The 23744-nt window shown below is 39.8% G+C and carries 27 protein-coding genes; 12 read left to right on the top strand and 15 right to left on the bottom strand.

From position 1 onward, the window contains the following. Positions 1 to 2 precede the first annotated feature (2 nt). The 6 genes from N482_RS22130 to N482_RS22105 all read right to left on the bottom strand — a co-directional run bounded on the left by N482_RS22130 (position 3) and on the right by N482_RS22105 (position 3601). Positions 3 to 719 carry an SDR family NAD(P)-dependent oxidoreductase gene (locus tag N482_RS22130; protein ID WP_063379117.1) on the bottom strand — a complete coding sequence of 239 codons (717 nt, stop codon included), beginning with the start codon at positions 717 to 719 and terminating at the stop codon, positions 3 to 5. Positions 720 to 734: 15 nt separating this feature from the next. Continuing rightward, a complete protein-coding gene (locus N482_RS22125; RefSeq protein ID WP_063379116.1) occupies positions 735 to 1304 on the bottom strand; it encodes an antibiotic biosynthesis monooxygenase family protein in 570 nt (189 codons plus the stop codon). Between the two features lie 8 nt (positions 1305 to 1312). Continuing rightward, positions 1313 to 1957 carry an antibiotic biosynthesis monooxygenase gene (locus N482_RS22120; RefSeq protein WP_063379115.1) on the bottom strand — a complete coding sequence of 215 codons (645 nt, stop codon included), beginning with the start codon at positions 1955 to 1957 and terminating at the stop codon, positions 1313 to 1315. Further along, entirely contained in the window at positions 1954 to 2577 is a 624-nt protein-coding gene (locus N482_RS22115; RefSeq protein WP_063379114.1) for an antibiotic biosynthesis monooxygenase family protein, read from the bottom strand. Before N482_RS22115 ends, N482_RS22120 begins: the two co-directional genes overlap by 4 nt. Next, positions 2574 to 3089 (bottom strand): hypothetical protein, encoded by a 516-nt coding sequence (locus N482_RS22110; protein WP_063379113.1) that lies wholly within the window; start codon positions 3087 to 3089, stop codon positions 2574 to 2576. Before N482_RS22110 ends, N482_RS22115 begins: the two co-directional genes overlap by 4 nt. 89 nt (positions 3090 to 3178) lie before the next feature. Continuing rightward, positions 3179 to 3601, bottom strand: coding sequence for a MarR family winged helix-turn-helix transcriptional regulator (locus N482_RS22105; RefSeq protein WP_063379112.1), 423 nt, complete (start codon positions 3599 to 3601; stop codon positions 3179 to 3181). 342 nt (positions 3602 to 3943) lie between these two features. Here N482_RS22105 and N482_RS26170 point away from each other — a divergent pair, with 342 nt between their 5' ends. From N482_RS26170 to N482_RS22060, 8 genes are all read left to right on the top strand, one after another. Beyond that, the gene (locus tag N482_RS26170) at positions 3944 to 4144 is read left to right on the top strand and encodes a helix-turn-helix domain-containing protein (RefSeq protein ID WP_063358301.1); all 201 of its coding nucleotides are present in this window, start codon (positions 3944 to 3946) and stop codon (positions 4142 to 4144) included. Positions 4145 to 4146: 2 nt separating this feature from the next. Further along, a complete protein-coding gene (locus N482_RS22090) occupies positions 4147 to 4611 on the top strand; it encodes a hypothetical protein (protein WP_063379110.1) in 465 nt (154 codons plus the stop codon). Between the two features lie 133 nt (positions 4612 to 4744). Then, a complete protein-coding gene (locus N482_RS22085; RefSeq protein ID WP_063379109.1) occupies positions 4745 to 5677 on the top strand; it encodes an aromatase/cyclase in 933 nt (310 codons plus the stop codon). After that, the gene (locus tag N482_RS22080; protein WP_063379108.1) at positions 5664 to 6440 is read left to right on the top strand and encodes an SDR family NAD(P)-dependent oxidoreductase; all 777 of its coding nucleotides are present in this window, start codon (positions 5664 to 5666) and stop codon (positions 6438 to 6440) included. The genes N482_RS22085 and N482_RS22080 overlap by 14 nt, the downstream gene beginning before the upstream one ends. A gap of 9 nt (positions 6441 to 6449) precedes the next feature. Beyond that, positions 6450 to 7748 carry a beta-ketoacyl-[acyl-carrier-protein] synthase family protein gene (locus N482_RS22075; protein ID WP_063379107.1) on the top strand — a complete coding sequence of 433 codons (1299 nt, stop codon included), beginning with the start codon at positions 6450 to 6452 and terminating at the stop codon, positions 7746 to 7748. A 1-nt stretch (position 7749) separates the two neighbouring features. After that, positions 7750 to 8913 (top strand): beta-ketoacyl synthase N-terminal-like domain-containing protein, encoded by a 1164-nt coding sequence (locus N482_RS22070; RefSeq protein WP_063379106.1) that lies wholly within the window; start codon positions 7750 to 7752, stop codon positions 8911 to 8913. Further along, positions 8910 to 9191: an acyl carrier protein gene (locus tag N482_RS22065; protein ID WP_063379105.1), complete on the top strand. Its 282-nt coding sequence runs from the start codon at positions 8910 to 8912 to the stop codon at positions 9189 to 9191. The genes N482_RS22070 and N482_RS22065 overlap by 4 nt, the downstream gene beginning before the upstream one ends. A 131-nt stretch (positions 9192 to 9322) precedes the next feature. After that, positions 9323 to 9961 carry a 4'-phosphopantetheinyl transferase family protein gene (locus N482_RS22060; protein WP_063379104.1) on the top strand — a complete coding sequence of 213 codons (639 nt, stop codon included), beginning with the start codon at positions 9323 to 9325 and terminating at the stop codon, positions 9959 to 9961. Positions 9962 to 10004: 43 nt separating this feature from the next. On the opposite strand, the gene N482_RS22055 is transcribed toward N482_RS22060, so the two are convergent. Next, a complete protein-coding gene (locus tag N482_RS22055; protein WP_063379103.1) occupies positions 10005 to 10619 on the bottom strand; it encodes a cytochrome b/b6 domain-containing protein in 615 nt (204 codons plus the stop codon). Between the two features lie 115 nt (positions 10620 to 10734). On the opposite strand from N482_RS22055, the gene N482_RS22050 reads away from it, so the two are divergent. Next, entirely contained in the window at positions 10735 to 11163 is a 429-nt protein-coding gene (locus N482_RS22050) for a cytochrome c (protein WP_063379102.1), read from the top strand. Between the two features lie 477 nt (positions 11164 to 11640). Next, on the top strand, positions 11641 to 12162 hold the full coding sequence (locus N482_RS22045) for a hypothetical protein (protein ID WP_063371369.1): 522 nt from the start codon (positions 11641 to 11643) through the stop codon (positions 12160 to 12162). 250 nt (positions 12163 to 12412) lie between these two features. Here the strand turns inward: N482_RS22045 and N482_RS22040 are convergent, their stop codons facing one another. After that, a complete protein-coding gene (locus N482_RS22040; RefSeq protein WP_063379101.1) occupies positions 12413 to 12868 on the bottom strand; it encodes a hypothetical protein in 456 nt (151 codons plus the stop codon). A 331-nt stretch (positions 12869 to 13199) separates the two neighbouring features. Here N482_RS22040 and N482_RS22035 point away from each other — a divergent pair, with 331 nt between their 5' ends. Beyond that, the gene (locus N482_RS22035; protein ID WP_063379100.1) at positions 13200 to 13523 is read left to right on the top strand and encodes a hypothetical protein; all 324 of its coding nucleotides are present in this window, start codon (positions 13200 to 13202) and stop codon (positions 13521 to 13523) included. 330 nt (positions 13524 to 13853) lie between these two features. Here the strand turns inward: N482_RS22035 and N482_RS22030 are convergent, their stop codons facing one another. The 3 genes from N482_RS22030 to N482_RS22020 all read right to left on the bottom strand — a co-directional run bounded on the left by N482_RS22030 (position 13854) and on the right by N482_RS22020 (position 17696). After that, the gene (locus N482_RS22030; protein WP_063379099.1) at positions 13854 to 15806 is read right to left on the bottom strand and encodes a methyl-accepting chemotaxis protein; all 1953 of its coding nucleotides are present in this window, start codon (positions 15804 to 15806) and stop codon (positions 13854 to 13856) included. Positions 15807 to 15987: 181 nt separating this feature from the next. After that, positions 15988 to 16518: a GNAT family N-acetyltransferase gene (locus N482_RS22025; RefSeq protein WP_063379098.1), complete on the bottom strand. Its 531-nt coding sequence runs from the start codon at positions 16516 to 16518 to the stop codon at positions 15988 to 15990. Beyond that, complete coding sequence (locus tag N482_RS22020) at positions 16494 to 17696, bottom strand: MFS transporter (RefSeq protein WP_063379097.1); 1203 nt, start codon at positions 17694 to 17696, stop codon at positions 16494 to 16496. Before N482_RS22020 ends, N482_RS22025 begins: the two co-directional genes overlap by 25 nt. A 105-nt stretch (positions 17697 to 17801) precedes the next feature. On the opposite strand from N482_RS22020, the gene N482_RS22015 reads away from it, so the two are divergent. Beyond that, positions 17802 to 18683 carry a LysR family transcriptional regulator gene (locus N482_RS22015; protein WP_063379096.1) on the top strand — a complete coding sequence of 294 codons (882 nt, stop codon included), beginning with the start codon at positions 17802 to 17804 and terminating at the stop codon, positions 18681 to 18683. Here the strand turns inward: N482_RS22015 and N482_RS22010 are convergent. The 4 genes from N482_RS22010 to N482_RS21990 all read right to left on the bottom strand — a co-directional run bounded on the left by N482_RS22010 (position 18680) and on the right by N482_RS21990 (position 23726). Then, positions 18680 to 19285: an outer membrane beta-barrel protein gene (locus N482_RS22010; protein ID WP_063379095.1), complete on the bottom strand. Its 606-nt coding sequence runs from the start codon at positions 19283 to 19285 to the stop codon at positions 18680 to 18682. The genes N482_RS22015 and N482_RS22010 overlap by 4 nt on opposite strands. 732 nt (positions 19286 to 20017) lie before the next feature. Beyond that, positions 20018 to 20407, bottom strand: a complete 390-nt coding sequence (locus N482_RS22005) for a hypothetical protein (RefSeq protein WP_155730677.1) — start codon at positions 20405 to 20407, stop codon at positions 20018 to 20020. 803 nt (positions 20408 to 21210) lie between these two features. Next, positions 21211 to 22773, bottom strand: coding sequence for a hypothetical protein (locus N482_RS21995; RefSeq protein ID WP_063379092.1), 1563 nt, complete (start codon positions 22771 to 22773; stop codon positions 21211 to 21213). Continuing rightward, positions 22770 to 23726 carry a hypothetical protein gene (locus N482_RS21990; protein WP_063379091.1) on the bottom strand — a complete coding sequence of 319 codons (957 nt, stop codon included), beginning with the start codon at positions 23724 to 23726 and terminating at the stop codon, positions 22770 to 22772. The genes N482_RS21995 and N482_RS21990 overlap by 4 nt, the downstream gene beginning before the upstream one ends. Positions 23727 to 23744: the final 18 nt, after the last annotated feature.

Raw genomic sequence — 23744 nt, 5'->3', positions numbered from 1 at the left:
GGCTATTTACGCACGTTCATCATCTGCTCGATGACTCGACACTTCAGGGTTATTTGTTCAATGACAACAGCATCTGAAAGTTGTGCCAAGTAGTCTATGCTTGTGCAAATGTCTTGAGGATCTATCATCTGCTCATCCGCAAGTCCTGAAGGTTTTCCCATATCAGTGTTTACGACATCAGGACACAGTGTGGTCACTTTTACACCTGTTTCCAAAAGCTCTTTTGCCAGAGACTGTGCATAGCCAACAAGCGCAAATTTACTGGCAGCATAGCCACCCACTGGAGCAAAACCTTGCAGACCTGTAACAGATGAAATAAACACGATTCGTCCATTGCTTTGTTTAATATCGGGCAAACAAATATTGGTTAGCTGCTGTGCTCCCACAACATTCACGTCAAAGAGTTCGCTCAATTGGGCTTGTGCAACGATACTGGTTCCGTAGTGAAATATGCCCGCACTGTGAACGAGTATATCTAGGCCACCCATTTGTGCAATTGCCGCTGAGATTTGATCCGATGATTCTGTAATATCGCGGATATCGCAGATAATCGTAGCAACTTTAATGTTGTGTTGGGAGCGTAGTGTATATGCCAAGTCTTCAATCTCAAGCTGGTTTCTAGCAACAAGAATCAGATTGGTTCCTTGCTTTGCCTGTGAGCTTGCGACAGCTTTTCCGATGCCTCTATTTGCGCCGGATATCAGTGCTACTTTGTTCATTTTAATTTTCCTTAGTTATCTTGACTTGCAAAGAGCTGGATGCAATTTGTATTGTAAAGACCGTTGCCTATGGGATGAATAAGAATCCGCTTCAATGGCTTTGGTAAATGTGCTTTCTGACACCCAGTGTGCGACATTGATCAGGTTGTACTTAGGGTGAGGAGTGAGAGCTTGGAACAATCTTGCATGTACAAAACCTGGTTTATGGATCAAGTCGTCTTTTGCTTTATCCCACATATCAATCACATCTGGTATTTGCTGTGTAGTGATTTCAAATGGGTTAATGAGCCAGCAGCCAGATTCTAACGTGTCTTGAAGTTGACCAAGTTCAATGGCAATACGACAAGCAATACGTTCATGAGCACTGTAAAGGCTTTGGTCAATATTATTGCTAATTTGCTCTACATCACGCTCGATTTCTAAGCCTTTATATACGACCAAAACGTCATAAAATGCATCCTTGACCTCTTTAAATTTGGTATAGATCTCTACGGCAAGCTCAACGCGCTCAGTGAGATTATCGGATAAATATTGACACAACTTGCTCTTGTCATCAGTCGTATAAATATCAATGATGTAATTCATGATGCCCTCTAGCTTGGCTGCTGTTCGGGAAGCACAGACAAGAGCTTGTTTGATAGATATAAAGAAAAGTTCTCTTTAAAATCGTCGACTATGTTGAAAAACTCTTCGGTTTTTAGCGACGTTGAAAATAGCTCCGCTGACTTCCATTCTGGCATGTTAATAAACTTTATGTCCGAGCTTGGATCGACCGTTTGATATAAATGAGCGCTAACGTAACCATTTTTATCTTTCATGAAGTTTTTCGCGTTATTCCACATAGAAGCGTATGCATCCATACGCTCAGGTTCTACGGAAACAACATCCACCAACACCATGTTTTGATGACCAATCGTATTTAGTTCTTCTTGACGTGCATCTGAACTTCTAAGCTCAGAGGTGAAAGCAGTAAATTTTGCGTCGCTTTTTTCAAGTAAAGCTTTGATCTCGGTGTTCGATTTAACAGCAGATTTCGCGTTTAGCCATGATGCTTGATCCTCCCACTGGGTAAAGCTAGTCAACTGATAATCGGCGGTAGGGTGAATAGACTCAAATGTCTCATAAAGGTTAGCAGCGATAAAGCCGCTATGTTTGCTAAGCTCTTTGCTAACGGTTTCCCATAAAAGACGAGTTTGTTTTTTGTCTTCCGTTTCTATTAAGTCTATAACTTGGATCATGCTGGAATTTCCTTTTTTGTAGTTGATACGACTGAGTTTGAAAAGCAAATTGAAAATGTATCTTCAAACTGTGAAATGATTTCTTTAAAGTCTTTCCCATCAAACTGGCTCATAAACAGTGCTTCGCTTTGCCAGTTAGCGCGGCTGAAGAAGTAGTATTGAGCTGTTTCGTCTAACCGTTTGTATAGTCGAGCATTAACAAACCCTTGTTTTTCTAACATGTGTTCTTTTGATTGGTCCCACATAGACGCATTGATATCAGACTCTTGTTCACTGATCCGATAAGGGTTTGTAACGACAAAATTTGTTTGCGCTTGATTGACACCTGTTTGAGCACCAGAATTGATTACTTCATAAATATTGTTGTGTGTAAGCAGTTGGCCAGGAGGTAAAAACGCATAGGTATTTTCATAGCTTGTGCTTGTCTGGTAGTTATTTCGATTTGCCCATTCAATAATGCTAACTAGGTCGTATCTGCTACGGTTGATATTTTTATATACTCTTAGCAGTTCAGCAGATTTAAAGCCTTCTATCTTTTTAAGTTCTTCTACACTTTCTTCCCAAATAACTTGGCAATCACTCGGCTGGTTCGTATTTAATAGGTCAATTCTATATATCATGATATGAATCCTTTTTTTATTTCAGGTAAGTTACAAATTGCTACTTCGCTGGTGCTATCAAAACCACCTTTAACAAGACCTATTTTTTGAATCTTTGAAAATGTGTTTTCAAGTTCTTTTATGCAGGACCAAGTGGCGATGTTTATATAGTTAAAATTTGATTTTTTATTTCTCGATTTATATAGTCTGAAATCGACAAACCCCGGACTTTCTTTCATGTGAGGTAGGATTGAAAAGAATTGAGATAAAAACTTATTTGAATCTTTGTTTTTAATTTTGCAGAGAGTTATTACGCAAAATTTGGCGTTTTTTAACCTGCCTTTTTTGACATGCTTATCGACTAGTTTGTAGAGTTCTTCACTATTTCCGTACTTATCTTTGTTAAAGTGAAATTCATTATATTTTGAGTTGCCATATTTGTGTTCGCCTTTAAAATTACCTTCTAATTTAGTGATTTTTAAAGGCGAAACAATCTTATTTCTATCTTTTGTAAAAGTTATTCTTACAGACATAGCACTCTCTATCGGTGAGTAATTTATGTCAAATAAGGTAACGCATTATTTGTTAGACTATAACTGCTCCACAGTATAGTTTTTTACAATCATACATTGTTTACTGATTTTAAAATTTTAAGTAGGTTTTTTTGTTCTTTATTTTCTAACTTTTGTAAAACTTGGTTGTTGATATTTGTCGCTATTTTGGTAAGAGGTGTCTCTAAATCACGACCTTTATTAGTGAGAAAAATCCTAAAGACCCTCCTGTTACTCGGATCAAGTCTACGCTCTACTAAGCCGCATACCTCTAGTTTATCTAGTACTCTTGTTGTTGTGTAGTGATTCGTTTGACATGCATTGGTGAGGTCGGTTTGAGTTTGACCTTCCTGCTCCCATAAAAGCATCAACGTTGGCCAATACGCCAATTTTAGATCAAACTTCTTAAGCTCTTCTTCTAGCATAGATGCCATTATTTTACTTAAGACCGCGATATGCCATCCTAGACTGTCATTTTTTGAAAATTTCTCCAAAACAATACCACCTCATAAAAAGTTGATGTAGATCATTAATTTGCTCATTAAAAAGTGGCAAAAAACTTACCAATTTTTTGATGAACCCTCTTGTATAACAGGCCCGCCATACATTTAGAGTAAGTGTACCACATGATTTCGCAAATGATAATTTAGCATTTACAACTGTTGCAGTTGCAAATGTGTTGGTTATAATTAATACAGTCTCTACACAATTTAGAAACACTTTCCATACAACGTGAACAAATGGAGATATGTTCTGCTTTCGTTGCTGTAGGGATAAAAGGGAACTACTTAACAAGAGTCAGTTCTGAGCCAAATACTAGCTCTTAGGAGAAAACCATGAAGGACAATATGACAAAACGCCAAAAGCAAGTTTTAGACTTAATTCTGCAAGGTTATAACAATCGACAAATTTCCAACCAGCTTTATATATCACTCAGTACAGTGAAGTTTCATTGTAATAATTTATATAAGCTTTATGGAGTAAATAGCCGGTTTCAAATGTTTCAAAAGGCTATTAATAACGATAGTAGGGTATAGCAATGAAAGCAAAAAAAATAGCACATAAAGTGGCCGGTGGGATAGCGCTAATGACATTGTTAGTTTTTTTATCAGCAACTTTGTATTCTGAGTTAACAGGTAATTATGCATTGGTCGCACAGGTGAAAAGTAAGATCTTATCTCCTGGTTTATTTATATTGATACCATGTTTGATAGTGACTGCAGGGTCAGGGTTTAATATGGCTAACGGAAGTAAAAATAAGAAAATAAAGGCCAAAGCTAAACGAATGCCTTTTATTGGTTTGAATGGTTTGTTTGTTCTTATTCCTTGTGCTTTTTATTTGAATTATTTGGCTCAGTCCGACTTGTTTGGTTTTGAGTTCTATTTGGTTCAGTCGGTGGAGGTTTTTGCTGGTTTAGTAAATATATTTTTGATTTCTCTAAATGTTAGAGATGGATTGCGTTTGAGTCGGAAGCTTACTCCCAAGGAGCAACCTGCAATTTAGTAGCTTTTTTACTATTTTAAATTAAAGGCGCGCAAGCGCCTTTTTTATTTCCTGAAAAACAGTACTCCCGACCAGTTGTTTATTCAATTCATTAATTAAATAATTTTAATATCAATTGAAAACAGGAATAACCATGAAAACTAATCATACTATAAATGTAAATTGTGAAGCTGAAGTCGCATTTTCTTTTTGTTTAAATGTAAAAAACTGGCCATCGGTATTTCCGCCTTGTTTGGCTGCTAATGTGGTATCTGAAACCCAAACAGAGCAGGTGATAGAAATAACCGCAATTGCGAATGACAGTATCCTTTCTTGGACTTCAAAGCGAGAAATTGACCGCCAAGCCAGAACAATTTGTTTTAAGCAAACTAAGCCATCGTCACTTTTAAAATATATGCATGGAACTTGGCAAGTAACGGTCCAAGATAATGGCTGTTCAATCGAGCTAATACATGAGTTTGAAGTGAAAGAGGCAGTTGCTGGATTAGTGGAAGGTGTTGAGACACGCGAACAGGCTCACAGTTACATGCTCGAATGTATAGAGCGCAACAGCAGCAAAGAGTTGAATGCAATTAAAGAGGCAATTGAAAAACAGGTGCTCAGTCATGAATTTGAAGCGTCGATGACTTTACCTTATACAAAGTCGGCGGTATTTCAATTACTGAGAGATGCTAAACATTGGCCACAGCTACTACCACATTGCGAAAAAGTACAAATGCATTACCAAGACCATGAAAACCAAGAATTTACCATGGTTGTAAAAGTTGAGGACAAAGAAGAAAAAATTCGCTCAATTAGAAAAGTTGAAGGTGGCAAAATCTCGTATTTTCAACCATCGCCACCACCAGCGCTACTAGAGCATCAAGGCTATTGGACAGTGAAAGAAGTTGAGGAAGGAGTAGAGATCACTTCTTGGCATAACATTGTTATGAATGCCGATTTTTGGACAGACACTGCCGTTGATCAAGCTAAAGCAAAAATTGAAACTGCAATTAACAACAACAGTATTGGCACTATGAAAGCCATCGACTCAAGTTTAAAAGGAACTGAACATGAAACAGCGTAACGTACTAATTACTGGAGCTTCACGTGGGATAGGGAAGTCCATCGCAGAGTTTTTTATTAAAAATGGTGATAACTGTATTTTGGTTGCTAGAGATAATGCGCGTCTACAAAGCGTTGTTCAAGAGTTAGCGACCGAATCATCTAAAGTGTCTGGATTCTCTTGTGATGTGGGTAACTCTCATCAAGTGAATGAACTATTTAATAGCGTGGAAAAAGAATTTGGCCACATTGACATATTGGTAAATTGTGCTGGCCGTTCTGGTGGTGGTGTGACAGCCAATATTACTGATGAGTTGTGGCTTGAAACCATTAATACCAACCTAAATGCGGTGTTTTTTGTAACTAGAACAGCACTGCAAAAGTCGCTCATTAAAGCGGGTGGTAGCATTATTAACATCGCATCGACAGGTGGCAAGCAGGGCGTTATTCATGGTGCACCTTATAGTGCTTCAAAACATGGTGTGGTTGGTTTCAGTAAAGCGCTGGGTTTAGAGCTTGCTCGGGCAAATCAAGATATTACGGTAAATGCAGTGTGCCCAGGTTTTGTTGAAACTGAGATGGCTGAAAAAGTCCGTGGTAATTACGCTCGTATTTGGGATGTGTCAGTGGAAGAAGCCAAATCGAGGATTGAAGCTAGAGTGCCGGTCGGTAGATATATTGAGCCAAGTGAAGTTGCAGGTATGGTGATTTACCTTGCTTCAGAGCATGCCAGAGGGATCACCGCGCAGGCACTGAATGTGTGTGGCGGCTTAGGCAATTACTAGGAGGTCGGCATGTTGAATCAACACCATTCTAAACAACGCAGAGTTGTCGTTTCAGGTATGGGCGTGATTGCGCCTAATGGACTTAATTTGGAGTCTTTCTGGCGTAACAACCTTGCAGGTAAAAGCGGTGTAAGAAATGTCAGCCAGTTTGATGTATCTGAGTTTGATGCGCAGATAGCGGGTATTGTCGAAGGCTTTGAACCTAGCGAATTTGGTCTAAATGAGACGCAAATTGAATCTTTAGATCGTTATGCTCAATTCGCACTGGCAGCGACCAATATGGCCGTCGAGGATGCTGGGCTTACAGACAACAATGTTGACAACGAAAGACTGGGTATTTGTATCGCTACAGCGATTGCAGGCACAAAATTTATGGAAGAAGAGTTTCTGCGCCAAACGGACAATGGGAAAGCGCCATTTAGTTTGGACGGTGTGCCACAGAATTTACTTTCGGGTGCATGCTTTCATACTGCGACATCCGAAATAGCCAAGACATTGAATGCTTGCGGGCCACAACAAACGTTGGCTACGGGGTGCACTGCTGGACTAGACGCCATTGGCCATGCATTTAATACTATAAGAGCGGGCTTGGCTGATGTGATGATAAGTGGTGCCAGTGAAGCGCCGCTGACACCCATTGCATTTGGTGCTTTTGATATCATAGGGGCACTAACAAGTGATTCAAATGATAACCCAGAAGCGGCTTCTCGACCTTATGATACGTCGCGTTCTGGGTTTGTTCTTGGTGAGAGTTGTGGGATATTTGTCTTGGAAGAGTTGTCACATGCAATTGCCAGAAATGCCCCTATTTATGCTGAATTAAAGGGCTTTGGTTCTACTTGTAATGCGTATCATATGACAAATTTACAGCCAGAAGGGCATGACCTTCATCGGGCCATGGTTGCGGCCCTACAAGATGCGCAATTGAGTCCAGATAAAATTGACCACGTTAATGCACATGGTAGTTCAACGCCTCAAAATGATGTGAACGAAACCAATGCACTGAAAAAAACGCTGGGTGAGCACGCGTATAACATTCCAGTCTGTTCTTCAAAATCACAAATTGGTCACGCGTTGGCTGCGGCTAATGCTGTGGAGACTATTGCAGCAATTTTAGCATTGAAACATCAGCAAGTACCACCAACGATCAACATGCAAAAGCCAGATCCTCAATGTGATTTAAATTACGTCGCAAACCAAGCTCAAGCGCACAAAATCGAGAATGTGTTAAAGGATGCAAGTGGCTTCTCTGGTATTCATAGTGCGTTGGTGTTTGGTAAGTGTGATACACAGAGCTGGGGAGAATAACATGGATAATGAAGTTGCAATTACAGGTATTGGATTATTTTTACCAGATATTAATGACCCTGAGGCGTTGTGGCAGGCTTGGTGTCAAGGCGATTCAAAGTTAACGCGTGCACATACCGGCATTTTAACTGAATTTGTATCTGAAAGTCAGATCAAAGGACGCATTCCCGCACGAGTTGGAAACAAATTGGACAACTTTTCTAAATTTGCACTAATTGCTTCTGAGCGTGCAATGAGTGACGCCAAGTTACCATTAGATAACTTGGATAAAGACAAAGTTGGGGTGTTTGTAGGCAACGTTTTCGGTGGATGGCAATATACAGATCGTGAACTTCGTAATTTGCATTGTGAAGGCCCAAGAGCCGTGAGTCCTTTTCAGGCTACCGCTTGGTTTCCAGCAGCTGCACAAGGCCAAATATCGATCACCCATGGTTTTAAAGGTTACTCAAAAACTTACATGTGTGACCGTAGCAGTAGCCTGCATAGTATTTCTGATGCCGCATACCATATTGGCCAAGGGCACATAGACGTAGCTATTGCTGGAGGTACAGAGTGCATTAACACAGATTTTGTGTTGGCGGCACTCGCGCAAACGAGTGAGTACACTGGCCGTGGAGAATTTAACCCATTCTCTAAACAGAGTAATGAATTAGGGTTTACAGAGGGTGCTGTTTTCTTTGTACTAGAAAGTAAGCGTGCAGCGCAATCTCGGGGAGCAACTATTTATGGTTATCTGGGAGATTCTGCAAATGCGACTCTGCCTACCGATGCTGACAAGTACAACACAACTGAGCAACCTTTTATCCGCAACTTTAAGTCGCTTGACGTAGCGCCAGACGTCATTTTACCTGATGCGTGTGGGCTGCATGATGTGGACAAAGCTGAGGCTTTAGCCATCAATGAGCTTTACCCACAGAGTAATGTAGTTGTACCAAAGCGTATTTTTGGCCATGGATTAGGTTTTGAAGGTGCACTGGATGTTGCATGTGCTTGTTTACTATTGAAGCATCAGAGCTTGCCACTAGGAGAACTAGAAAATGCGTATACTCAGTTAAGTGCACAGTCTTCAAATTCAAAAAAAATTATTGATCATATACTTATAAACACCGCTAGCCTAGGTGGTGCAATCAGCAGTCTAATTATTAAAAAAGGAACTTCATCATGATTAACAAAGAACAAGTAACAGACATTGTATACAACGCCATTTGCGCATATTTGGATGTCGAACGATCTGAATTAAATGATGCATCACAGCTAGAGGATGAATGGCAGCTTGATTCTACAGAAATGGTCTGTGTTGCCGTTGATATGGAAAAAGAGCTTGGGTTTAAATTGAGAGGCCTAAAGTTCAGTGAAATAGAAACCATCTCAGATGTAATTAATGAAGTTTTACGCATAGCAGACGTGCTCGAAGCACAGGAGCGTGCTGCGGAAGTTGTATAAGACTTACCATTAAAGTAGCCAAATCTTTTTAGAAGAACTGGTAGAGATTAGTGTTGAGCAAAAAGGCCAGTACTTTCAGGTGTTCTCCCTTGATAGTACTGGCCTTTTACTTTGAAAAATGATCGATGCTTATGTACAAATCAAAAATAGCGATACCACCTCAACAAGCTTGCGTATATGTTTTTAAAGAGCTCGCGATTGCAAAAGGGGTTGGAAAAAAGACATTGGCGGTCTTACTTAATTATTTATACCCACAAAAAATCTTGCGTGTGAAAACCAATAAAAGTGGTAAACCTTATATTGTGGGCGAAGATGGATGCGCTTCTCATCTTTATGTGAGTATCTCTCATAGTAAGTCAACACTTGTGATCCTACTTGCGCACATAGAATGCGGTATTGATATCGAATTTTTGCGTTATCCAGAAAAAATGCTGAGTGTTTACACTTGGATTACCCATCCAAAAGATAGGGTTGAGAATCTCACTGCAAAGGTTTTTTTGCGCTCTTGGACGCTTAAAGAGGCTTGGCTCAAATTGAAATCTTTAGGTTTAGAATTTGGTTTGGAGAATATTCGGGTTGATGGCATAGATTGTTTTCATGGGCATCAGGCAATCGAAATTAATAAAGAATTTCTATATGCTCAATTCTTCTCTGTAACTCAGTTAGACCAAACTTGTGTGGTGAGCGAGGAACCTTTGACGTTGCGCCAAATAGCGATGAGATTGGAGACACAAACAGGCTTGGCCATGCCCGCTCTATCTGCCAAATAAAATGAGCCTTGTGCCTTAAATACTAAGGCCAAGGTAATTCTACTTAGCCTATGAAAAGTAAGCTGGTTGTTACAGCACCAGAAACAATCAAAACTAAAATAGCTCTAATCGTAGAGACAAAGTAGAGACTCTGAGTATCTGATAGTTGTTGCTGAATACCTGAAAACATCGCTTTAACAAGTGGTTGAGCCTTCATTTTGTAAATAATGATGGCGCCGACATGCATTGCCACCATGGCAATAAGTAATCTAGCACCTGCATCGTGTATTTTAGAAACTGTATCTAGGTGCTCTGTGGTGAGTATATTGTCCAGTGGTGAGATAAGCCCAGCCATTGCAATACCCGTTATACATTGAATAAATAGCGCTGCAATCATGGTAATTGCCATCCATCCTCCAGCTGGGTTATGACCAGGCTTTTGTGGATAGCGTCCTGTAAAGTATTGAATTACCGTTTTTGGTCCTTTAATGAAGGAGCCAAAACGGCTTGATTCACTGCCAACCACCCCCCACAGTAGCCGCCAGACAATGAGCGTAAATAAAAGAATACCTAATGGCTCATGTGGGCCAGTGCCTTTGAAGCCTGAAAACACTAAAAGCATAAACAGAAGTGCTTGAAGCCAATGATAGATACGTGTAGCGAGATCCCAAACTTTCATAACAAAATCCTTTGCAGGTCAATAAATTTGCAAAAGCAATCATTGCAAATGCAACAGTTGAATATTAGACTTTACATATTGGATTTGCAACTACCAATCAAGGAGTAATGAGAAGATGGTTAAATTCACTCGATGGCTAATCGCGTTACCTTTATTAGCGTCGGCACATAGCGTTAATACGGCTGTGGAATCTAGGCAAAATGCATTTGAGGCGATAGAGTCTTTAGTTGATGAAGCTGAGGACCTGTTGGATGCAAGGGAGATAAAATGGCAAAAGTTACTGGCGGTCAGTGCTCAGCTCAATGCACAAGGAGATATTGTACTCAATGCATTTCCGAAGGGCAGTCACCAAAATAGCCGAGCTAAACCACGTATTTGGGAAAAGTGGGGGCATTTTGAAGGTATGATGTCTCAAATGGACCAAGGGTTTAAATTGCTACATAAAGGCAGTACAACACAAAACACACGTTTAGCACTTCAAGGCTTAGAGGCTGCGGCTGATACGTGCCGAAGTTGCCACAGAAGTTATCGCTCATTTTGGTGAAAAGTACTAAAGCGCTTCTAGTAGTTAGCGGCGCTTTAAATGTGCACAAACTGGGGTGATTAATTAACGTATAGTTAAACAGGTCGCGAGTTTTAAAGTCAGAATAAAACAAAATAATTGCACGAAAAAGCGACACCTAAGCCACATCGGTAATGCTTGTTGAGCAGCTACTAATTTTTACTCAATTGCAAGAGTTACTTTAAATAAGCCGAGTCATTCGTCAATCAAAGCCTTACGTCGTTTGGTTCTTATTACTATATGCTATTTAAAATGTCGTTATAGAACGAGTAACTCTATTTCTCAAAGCGAGTAAATGTATTGCCTGAATTTCGCACTATACTTGCGCAGCTCAATTAACAGATAGTAATATTGACGGACTTACAATAGTGACAGACTTGAGCTACAATGCTTGGGTTTTAAGATACTAAGTATATTGCTTAATATAATATGTTTAGTTAGTGCCATTTCGAGGTTTAAATGTCTAGGTTTCTGATTGTTATTTTATCATTGATTTTAACAGCGTGTGCCCAAACGTATGATCCCACTCAGCCACTCAAAGAAGATACAGGGTTAGTTGTCGCAAAATTTAGGATGTCTGGCATACACTCAGCAAATTTCTTAACCCGAAATACAAATAGAATTTTAGATAATTACAGCTTTGCTATGAAAGGCAGTGAAAAGTTATTTGTATTTCCAATGTCAGCTGGAACACATTCTCTTGACCAAGTATTGTATATGCAGGGGTCTGGCTTAGTTGATCCCGATCTAGATTGTTTGGGCACTTTTACAATAGAGCCGGGAACTGTAAATTATATCGGTGATGTGTACTTTGATGTAGGTGGATATAACAATTATATTATTTTCTCTACTCATAACTCATCAATATTAGTTAAAGATGAGCGTGTACAAACTTATAAAGAGTTCGAAAATCGGTACCCTAATGTGGCCAAAAAACTTACCAGAAATGAGTCAATTATTGGTCCTGCTGCATGTGAATAAAAAATAAATTTACGCGAAATGGCGCGCAAAAGTGCAGCTTTAAAATTTTTGACCCAATTAATATTGAGTTGCTTTATACTGTGAACTTAAAGTAATTGATAAAAGTATATATGTAGAATAGGCGCGATTTGAGCTGTTTTGGAACACTGAAGTGAATTTGTAATTACAATGCGAAGGCTGTATCTATAGCAAGTTGTAAGTTTGAAAATGTTGATAAATACAGCTTCGCCCATTTATTAAGACAGTGATATTAACTATTTTCTGCAGAGTCTTCAGCAAGTTTATTTATTTGGTAACAGTCAACAACTTCGGCCTCATGTGTCGAGGTTAAATTTCTCAATAAAGGAACAACAAACTTACCTACTAAATTAGTAGTATTTGAGAAAATTCGAATGCATGTTGTTTTATTGCCCTCTAATACTGCCTCTAAATTGTGTGTGGCACTGCCTGGGGACCATATCTCAAATTTGTATTCACCAGAAAGCAGCATTAGCTCCTTTTTTCCTTTTTTGTTAAAAGATGCATAATTCTTCTTTTTCTCACCAAAATACACTCTACTTTCTCCAATTTTTAGGTTGGACTCCATAAACAGTACGACTTTTGAAATATCACTTTCTTTTACTGTATCAGGTAGCTTAGGCGCTACAATCTTTGTACTCTGACATCCTGTGAGTAAAAATAAAGCCAAAATAAAAATAACTTTCAATTTAATTGTTCCTTGTCTTAAATATAAAAATCAATGGGGTCAGAGTCATTGATATAAAGTAATCATGCCCTTTCCGTCACTGTTGCGAAGACAATATTCTAAACAAAACATCTTGGTAAGCCAATTTGTAATTCCACCTATTTAATCGGGCATAAACAGGCTCAACCACGAGTTTGCAACCGATATGTGTGTAGTGTCCAACCTAATATTTGGTCACCTCGTTATAAGTTTTCCAGTACTGCTTCATTTTATTCACTGTGAATTTTTATCGTTATGTTGATGTATACTTTTTAAATGGAAATTGCACTTCTTGGAATACATTGAGGAAAATATGAAAAATCTAGTTTTTTGCGTTTTAGGGTTAATTTCACTAAATTTATCTGCGCTTGAGCAAAGTACTTACACGACCATTCAATCCATGCAAGTTTACCCAAACTATGGAGGTGGAGACTTTACGCTTACGTTAAATACGCCCGCGGCTAAATGTAAGGGGTACTGGATCAGTAAGAATAGCCCCGCATACGACACGACAGTAAGTATTTTACTTGCTGCTTATCACACTGACGCTAAAATATCGGTTTTTGGCCATAATGACGATGCTTCGAAATGGGTGGGGGCGACAACGCACTTCTGCAAGGTCTATACAATTGCTTAAGAAAAAGGCCGCTAAGAGCTGTGTCTAAGGTAAATTAAAACGATTGCGAGCGACGCTCAATCAATCTCTTGTTACAATATCGAATGATTTTTTAGTTTCGGCTTCTGTGCAATCTGTTTTGGTAATCAGTTTATGTTGTTGGGTTTGATATGAAGTTGCTCAAAAGCCCATTGCCAACCTGTCTCATCGTGAATTTTGGCATGATAAGTAATGAATTCAAACGGTGGATCAATGGGTCGAGCTATGGAGTCAGAGTAAGTGGTTGTTGTGGCTGCTTAATGACCACAACAACGTTATTAAAGCGTACCTAATGGGCGTGTATCAACTGACTTAATCTACGTTAAATCGGCCAACTAACTCGTCTAAATTGTTCGCAAACTTGACTAATTGTTTGGCGCCATCGCACAGGGAATCGGTAGAGCCACTCACTTGCTGTATGGACTGATTAATGCCCTCGATTTGTGTTTTACTTTCACTTGCATAGGCGCCTTGTTGCTCTGCTTGTTGGGATATATTGGCAATAATCGGTGTTACTCTTTCTATTGAATTGGCTATTTCTTCAAAAGCCCTATGCGCTTGATCTGACTGCTCAATGGCGGTTTTAGATTCCTCAACACTCAGTGTCATATGCTTCGATACTGAACGGGTCTGATCTGTCAGTTTAGTGAGCACCTTTTCTATATCTTGCGTTGCATCGTGGGAGCGCTGTGCCAAAGTACGTACTTCGTCTGCTACAACAGCAAAGCCACGCCCTTGCTCTCCCGCTCGAGCTGCTTCAATGGCTGCATTTAAAGCGAGTAAGTTGGTTTGTTCAGCGATTGTACGTATCACCTCTAAAATATTGGTGATGTCTTTACTTTGTCCTTCTAACTCGCTCATTGCCTGTGCAGAACTATCAAGAGAATCATTGAGTGTTACCACCTGACTCACGGTGCTTTGGATAAGCGCATTACCTTGTTTTGCGTGACTGTCTGTATTTGAGATCTCACTCAATGCTTGAGTGCAATTGTCATTAACGGTCATGGCCATGTTTTCCATGGCTTGTGTGTGCTGTGCCGTTTGTTGAGATGTACTTGCTTGATGATGACACTGACCACGAATATCATCGACGCTGCTATGAGATTGCTGCGCTTGGGCATTTAGGTTGCTGGCGTTGCTTTTTATATCTCTAACTAGGCCATTGATAGAGTTAAGGAATTGGTTAAACCAAGAGGCGAGCTCACTTATTTCATCATTGCCTATGACCTGTAACCTTTTCGATAGGTTACCTTCACCTTGTGCAATCTCTTTAAGACCATCAGAAACCATTTCGATGGGATAAACGATTTTATTGGCTAATGCGATGGCGATGAAAATAAACAACACCAACATGGCAATAGAGATGAGTCCAATATTGTATGACATAGCATAAGCTGAAGAGAGAATCTCATCTTCTTCAATCAGTGCAACAAATGTCCAATTGAGCGCCTTGGAGTGATAAAGCCTAGCTTGCAAAACTGTATCTCCAGTATCAATTTTTATCAAAGTATCGTCAGAGGGGTTATTAATAGCTTTGTATTTGGGGCCATCAAGGGAGGATACACTTTTAAAGTTACTTTCGGGATTTTTCGGATCGGCCAGCACAGTGCCATTCCCATCTAACAACATGAGATAGCCGGTTTGTCCAAGCTGAATATTACTGACAATATCAGTCAAAGTGGCCAGCGTAACATCAAGAGATTGCACGCCAACTAAGCTTCCTGAACGTTTAATCGCGGTTGCAATAGACACCATTGCCTGCCCTGTAACCCCTTGATAAGGTTCGGTAATGAGAACATCAGATTGGGATTGGGTGACTTCTTGATACCAAGGTCTTTTACGTGGGTCATAGCCACCCAAGGGCTCAACAGGATATTGGATAAAGCCACCATGCGGTGTACCAAGATACACAAACAAAAGTTCAGGATGGGTGACCCCAAAGCTTTCAAAAAGTTTAAATATAGCCGCTTCTTCGGGTCCTGAAGACTCAGGCTCCATCATCTTTTCGTCGCCAAAATATGTGGTAGTGTTTTTAGCGACATTCACCACAGCTTCGCTCTGTGCTAAAAAGCGGGCGTTATTCTTCATTTGTTCAAAAAACAAAATGAATGCATTCTCTACTTGCCTGATTTCATTTTCAGAAGTTGTAATAAAGCTGGTGTTCGACTCCTGCTTGGTGCGGGTAATACTCATTATTGATATTGCTAGAATAGGAATAATGACTGTCAGTACAAAGCTGCCGATCAGCTTTTGCCGCATTCTCATATATAGCTCCAACTATTTGGCTTTTAAACAGTATAGATGCTGTTTTCTGACCTGTGTACTTGAGATATAAAGAAATTTAATGATGAGATATATTGCTAAATTGGTAATGGTTTTGCATATACGCGAGTACAAATTGCATGATTTAGAAGCTCCGAAGGACCAAATGAATCTCAAAGAGCCATTATTGTAACTCTCGTCTCAAAATAGAGTAAAGAAAACTGTCGTGGTAGCTACCCTGTAAGTACATGTTATCGCGTAATTCACCTTCTCGGCGCATGCCTAATTTTTCCATTAACCGCCATGATGCAATGTTATTTATCGCACAAACTGCGACGACTTTGTTGAGCTCGAATTGTTCGAATAAATGTGAAATAAACATACTCGCCGCTTCAAGTGCATAGCCTTGACTCAAGTGCAGCGGGCTCAGGCGATATCCAATCTCGCCAATGTGGCACTGTTTTTGGGTGAACTTAAATAACAATTCGCCGATAAACTGGTTTGTTGTTTTACACCGTATGGCTAGCATCATTTTTTGATGGTCAATAACTTGCCAGGGTAGAGTCGCTTCTTTAATACATAGCTTGGCATCTTCTATTGTTGCTGGATCACCAATATATTTTGACGTATCAGGGTTTTTTCTTGATTGATATACATCCGTTAAATCGCTTTGCTGTAGAGGCCTAACTGTTAACCTTGCAGTTTCGAATCGCATAACTTAACTCCTTTTTGACTGATTTTTTCATTACCTTGCTTTTTGAGCGCTTTTAAACAAATGAGTACGAGCAATGCGCATCCTGCAGTTAAAAAAGCGATAGAGCTAGGGCCTGTAATTAAGTATTGATTAGCAAGCCAAGCAATACTTGAAAATAACAGTAATTCTGTTGCCCCCACTAGCGCATTTGCTGTGCTAGAGCGTGATTTGTAAAAGTGGCCAACGTAATACATGTAACTAGGAAAGTAACTGCCAAAAATAAACATAATGGCGCAGTGGGCAAAAATAACTGCATGCACATGTTCACTAAAAAACAAAAAGGTGAGGGCACTTATTGGCAGTGCTGGCCACAAATACATCGCGATTTTTAGATGATGAGTGCGTTTTTGCATGAATTTGGCAAGAGTTGAGCCCACCAATAACCCAGACATAGAAGTCATCATGGCTTGTCCTATTTGCTCTGTGGAATATGTAAACTCATTACGCAAGAAAAAGGGGAGGTAGAGCTGCAATGTTAAGTATAAAAATGTTGGCGCCCATTTTAGCGATGCCACGGGTATAAAAGCGGGGCTTGTGGCGATACATTTATATTGCTCCACGAGTGCAGCGGGCTTTAATGAAACGAGGCGTTTTTTGGGCTTTGGGAACGTAGCTAAACCAAATAGAAAAATGCAGATGTAAAAGCAAATTAACATCAAAGACATGCCTTGCCATGAGAGCAGTTCCGCTAACGTACCAGCCATTAACGGGGTAATGAGTGCAACAAGACTTGCTGAAATAGCTAGACTGCCCATTGCGCTGTTAAGCTTTGCGCCTTGAAAGCATGAGTATAAAACAGCACGGCTTACTAAAATTGGGGCTGCACAGCCTGCACCTTGCAATACTCGGCCGACCATAAAACTGTTTGCCCCGTCAGCCAAAGCACAGATTAAAGTTCCTATAATTAATATGATTTGGCCTGCGACAAATATTGGCCGTTCGCCGTATTTGTCACACAGTGGCCCGACGAGAAGTTGCGCTGAACCTAGAGAAAGAAAGAAGCTAATAATAATTGCTTGGCTAGCACCAGGTGACAAAGCAAGGCTGTCTGCTATATCCGGAAGGACAGGCATAAAAATTTGGCTAGCTAGTTGAGAGCAAGAGGTCAATAAAGCGGCCAAGGAGATGTACCTATTCATGATTCTCCGGAATACGACTAGGAAATGTAGCCAGTAATATATCGTGCTTTTAATGTCCTAAAAATAAGGTAATAATTAAAAGACTTTTTCTTGTGAGGAATTAATGTGGACTGGTTAAACGCAGCGCGCAGCTTTGTGGTGCTTGCAGATATGGAAAGCTTTACAAAAGCTGGCGATATCATGGGCATATCAGCTTCTGCTATGAGCAAACGAATTGACTGGTTAGAGAAGCAACTCGGGCAAACCCTGTTCATTAGAACAACAAGGCAGGTGAGTTTAAATGAAAACGGCATGCAGTTTCTTCCAAATGCAAGGCTGTGGATTAATCAATTTGAAAACATGTTAGAGCAAGCGCAGGGCAGTGAGCTAAAGCCTCAAGGCACCTTAAAAATTGCTGCGACTCAGGCGATAGGAAGTAGCGTACTCATGCCAAATATAAAGCGGTTTTTGGAGCAGTACCCTGATTTAACAATCCATCTCAATGTTTTGACGCCGGGCGCCCCACCTGATCTTGAACATGATCTTGTAATCACGCGATACCATGAAGAATTTGATTCCGCTGCACATAAAGGGACTCGGCTAATTGATTATCAAATGATGCTGTTTGGTGCGCCAAGCTATTTGTCACAGTGTGAGGAGATCCGAACGGTGGCAGATCTGGCATCTCACAAGATGCTGCTGAGTAATTATTATCAGAAAAAAGGCGGCATTATTTTAGAAGATGGGACGCTATTTGATTTCAATAATTATAACTTTGTCTCTGACCATTTGGATGCCATGATGAAAGCTGCGGTGCAGGGCATGGGGCTTATTTTTATTTCGCCTCAATACGTTGCTAGAGAAATAAAGCAAGGCGCGCTAGTGCCCGTGTTGCCAAATTTAAGATCAGAGGTGAAGCAGCTTTGGGCTTACTATCCAAACTCTAGCTTCACGCCCTATAAAACCCGTCTTTTCATTGATGAGCTAAAACGCAGCTTGGGCAGTTAAAAGCGGTAATTAATACCGACACTTAGCTGAAACTGGTTTAACACGTCACCATCAAAATGCCAGATGCAGTTATCGGTCGTTTGCGGGTTATCATCGCAAACAACTGACGATGAATTTTTGACTATGGTCGCCATCCAGCGTAGCTCTGTGAAAGCATGGAAACCTGCACCAATAGAGTAATCAACCCCCGTAAATAAACCAGAAGCGAAGAAGTCATCGGATTCAGCAAAGTTTGGGGTAACTCTATTGACACCGATTTGTGCGCCGACATAGTAGTTGATATTTTGGCTGATTTGCCTTTCAATGGCACTTTGAAACAGTAAATATTCCATATCTACTTTAGCAATAGCGTTGTCAGCAAACTCAGTTTCATTGAAGCTATAGAATAGTCCATATCGCGTATTATTAACGATACGGTCCGCTGAAAAGCCGAAATGACTATTGTCTTCAAGGTCTATTTTGAAGTTTTTGCTAGTTGTTAGGTCGTGATTAGTTGAATAGCCGCCAAACACAGAAACGCCAAATCCTGAGTCATCAGCGTGTGCAAGGTTGACAGAACTTAGTAAGCCCAAGCTCGTAATTAGGCAAAGAATATTTTTCATATATTGTCCTTATATGCTGGTCTGTGGCTATTTTGGCATAAATAAATGAATAAAAGGAGAGGCTGAAAAAATAAAGTATGCCCCAAATTTTCATTTTTATGTGATGTCACTGTTATCGTAAATAATTTAACGATTCATTGGAGTGAACACAAAACCACCTGTTTGTGCACTTACGTGACATGAAACACAATTAGAGTCTAACGTGAATGGCTATAATGCGATATTTCTCAATAATACTTCACCCTGATTGGTTGCAATAGGTCTAGGCACTCCTCTAGAGTCGACCCACTGTACATTTTCTAAAATGTAGTTGCTTAGTATCTGTAAGTGTTTGTACGAACTATTTTCTGCATCAAATACAGGTTGCAAGCGGTATTGTCTAAGTAATCACACTGTTTAACATAATTCCCATTTTTATCTAACTCCACGCACTTTTTACAAGACGCTAAGGATATGTCTTCCATCTTAATGTCTCAGTTGTGTTACTTTAGCCTTGTTATAGCGGTGCCTGACAATAGGGGCTTGTTTAAGATACAAGCAGCTTGCGCTTTTAGGCTCATATCGAAGTCCCCATTGTTGTTAAAGCATGTTTTTGTTGCTGTGTTGAAGTCAACATTTTAGCATTAAAGAGAGATCAGTAAGTATTTTTACTTGAATGTAAGTCCGTTAAGTCACTTTTTGTTGGTGCATTAAATTTGTGCTCATATGTTGCCTAAGACCAAGAAGATACATTTAAAAATGTACGCTTGGTTGCATTGCATATTGATAAAAGTGTTCGCTATACCTCAAAGGCGCCATTTTGCTGGCGACATGAAGGCTGATCAGTGCGAGTTCTGTTAAATCACATTTGTATTCTGACTGCGCAGAGACAACTAAAGCAGGTGTAGTAATGTAAGTGTGCGGATCTTTTTCATCTATCAACTTCCAAGCTGACTTTAGAGCTATAGCCCCGAGTTTTTGCAATGAAGCGCTCTCTGATCCTGTTGGTAGCTTTAGCGGAATATCATCAGATGAGCGTGTAAAGGGGTGGTACGCTTCTGAATTAATATGTGTTTTATAATAAGCTGGCCTGCCTTGGCTGTCGTAAAGCACTTTGCCCTGTGGGTTTTTAGAGGGAGACACAACAAACAGTGGTGTGTTTTCGTATAACTTTTGAAATCGAGGTGGTAAATTTGAACCAAGATGGTTCGTAGCTTTACTCAGCTAGATTGGGTCAGTTATAGTTTTGCCTTGTTCAGTTGGACAATTGATAGCATAAAAGTGCTTAAGTGAATATGTTAAAAACCCTTGACCGTTGCCTACCTGACCCCCGCCTATGGCGGCAGGAGAGCAAGGGCTCGGTTCTTTCGTGACCGAAGCATAATCTTCGCAATCAACATCATGCAGCTGATGGTTTGGCAATGGTTTAGCTGCTGAGCAGCTAAACGCGATTACAAAGAGCAGTTATAAACTACCAGATCGCAGCATATAAATTATAACCTAGGAAGTTTTCCAGTTGACCCTTTGAACCAGTATGTAATCATGATTACGGTATCAATCGGGCAAATGAAATAGTTAATAACTGCTCAATGGCCAGCAAGAAATGTTAAAGCGCACTTTCAAGTAAATCAGCAAACACAGCTAGTTCTTTCTGTTCGTCTTTTTGAATACAAAAATATGCTTTTTGCTCGATTTGGTCGTCTAACATTATTTTATAATCACAAAAAAACTCATTACGATCTTTGTCATTGAGTAATTTTACAAATTGGCATGTGTGCTTTTGTCATGGGGGAGCTTGTCGGCAAGTTCAATAAATGCTGCGTAAACTTGTTGGTTGCTCATTTTGGAGTGCTCTTTATTCGAGAGGTACAACCCTAACTGAGGGCTTAATTCATCTCTATCGATTCAAACACCAAGCTGTTTACACCGCTTGGTGTTTTTGGTGCTTATTTATTGCACGCTTGGCTATTTAACCAATGTGCATCTTCAAATATAAACATAAAGTCTGTAGGTGAAACTGAATAGCTAGACTTACGCTGATCTTCAGGAACATTTTTAATTGCCGCAGCTGCAAACCCTCCACTGACATGGCAATTCATGCAAGATGAACTTTTATAAAATAACTCCTGATCTTTACCCATTGGTGTATTGCCTAGTTGAAGGAAGGTTTCAAGTACCTCATTGGTGAGGAATACAGGGTAAGGAGAGCCGCCTGAATAGTTAGCTATTTTCTCTGGTAAGCTCTGACGCTCTGGATCGCTACTATCAGTCGAGAATTGTGTACCAATTAAATTGTAATACTGAAGGACGGAATTTTCTGTGGCTAACTTTTGTTTTACAAAGCTATTAATTTCTTCCGTAATAGGGTTGAGGTGTTCCAGTCTTGTTACCTGCGTTTTGGTTTCACCCCCATTGGCAAGGTTTACTGGACAGGTAGGGCAATTTCGATCATTGAACAGAGGGTCTTTGCTTGCAATGTTGCCCTGATGACTAAATGTAGTGAAGATCCAATTTGGCGAAGAAACCGTTTTATGCATAATGTGAAAGCCGACAACGCCTAATGTCTTTGTCACTGTCTTGGTTGACTTACTTTGTTCCCCCTTGTCCAAATTTTCATATACTTTTACGCTTTTTTTCATGTGTATGAATTTACTTGGGTCGTCATTCTTCCCCAACACTTTCCATGCGACTTTTACAGTTAATCCACCAGTATTGTCTGTAGGGCCATAGTTTTCCAAGGCTGGTATGTTGTTGCATATTTTATTTACATCATCAGGGCAATTGACGTATCCGCCAGTATTGGCGATGACTTGCCCATAACTCTTCAAGTAATCTATTTGACCATCTATGTTATATAGTTGATAAGGTTTAACGAGCGCGCTTTGGTTTTCAAATTGGGCCACCAAATTAAAGATATTAGGTGATAAAAGTTTTTGGTAATAAACGGGTTGTTTATTTTGATCTATTAAGATAGCTTGGCTGATGTCCATGCCCGATGGTGCAACTTGACTTATTGCCTTTAGTGCAGGGTTAATAGCCGCATTTTTGGTAAAGTCCCACTTGGCTGGAGTGCAACCGTTTTCCATGAAAACACTGTCTGTATCTCTCCAGTGAAACCAAATAGGCGTATTACATTCACCGCTTGTACAGCTTTGTAAGTTTTTAGCTGTGACCTTAAATTGTTTATCAACTTCACGGTTTAACGTAATAAATTGAGCCCATGAAAACAGGTCATATTGATTGGTAAGAAACGATAGTTTTTTTTGGTAATCACTGTCACTTGGAGTCAGAGGCTTAATTGTTCTACAGATTTTTTTGTTATACGCATCTGGCGGGAAATAAGGCAACGTAGTAATGTCATCAGGGAGAAATAAACTGTGGTTTTCATAGTCACAGCTATTTTTACTTAGCCAATCTGGAAATGTTGCATATTGCTGTGTTGCAAACAAGTTTGTGCTGAGCAGGCTCAATATAGCTGCACCTGAAAACAGAGAAAGTGGTTTAATCATCCAAATAACCTTTTTTTCGGTTGTGGGCTAGAATGGAGGTAGCTTTTTAAGTTACAGCTATCGTCTTCAAAAATTGAGAATTTGGTGTAAAAGGCTTTGTTATTAGGGTTGTTTTCTAACCATTTTGTGAGCTCGCTTAGTCTATCGTAATTGGTATCACCATTACATAAGCGAATAACATTATTAATAAATTCAGCGTCTACATAATTTGCACTGGATTGCCTAACCCAAGGCAATTCAACCTCAATTTTCTTACTTAAAACATCAGTAAATGAAATACTAATTTGTATAGTTTTGGAAAGCTGTGAAGCGATGTCTACAATCGGTGTGAGTTTATCAAATGAGCCTTGCCAGTTTAGCAGTTTAAGCTGCTGCAGTACTTTGTCACAATCAAGTGTGATGGTGAATTTTGTTTTTAAGCTTTCTCTGGCAAAAGTAAATCCGATATGGTTTAGTTTACCCCAATCTAACTTCCTAACTAGCGCATTACCTAGCTTAAGAGACTGAGGCGCCAAGGTCGATAAAGCATAATCCACGGTATCGTTTAGCTTTTCGCCTTGCACATAGCTGTAATGTTGAGTACTCACATAAAACGTGGGGATCACAGGGTAATGGTTTTTACTCCAATCGAAGCTTAGCCAGATTAATTGTATGTCTCTCAAGCAGCGATGCTGATCGTACAAATCTAAAAATTGATTGATACTTTGAGATTGGTGTTGTTTTATTGATGAGAAAAGCGCCCTCAGTTGCTTAACCGTTTGTTCTGAAGTGTCATAAGCGACTAGAAAGTCACATGGGTGATTAAGCTCAGCAGCCCTATATTCGTAGCATACTCCTTTAGTGAATTGTGGGATTTTGTCTGCTAAGTATTTAGTTGCCTCTTGGTTATTTTGATTTATCAAAAAGCCATGGGAGCTGCATAGTTGCTGATGTAGTTGAGATAGATTATTCATAAGGTGATACGGGGCTTT

Origin of the sequence: Pseudoalteromonas luteoviolacea NCIMB 1942 (assembly GCF_001625595.1) — a bacterium.
GTDB lineage: Bacteria > Pseudomonadota > Gammaproteobacteria > Enterobacterales > Alteromonadaceae > Pseudoalteromonas > Pseudoalteromonas luteoviolacea_A.
The sequence above is the reverse complement of the archived record's forward strand: the minus strand, read 5'-3'. Positions and strand labels throughout refer to the sequence as shown.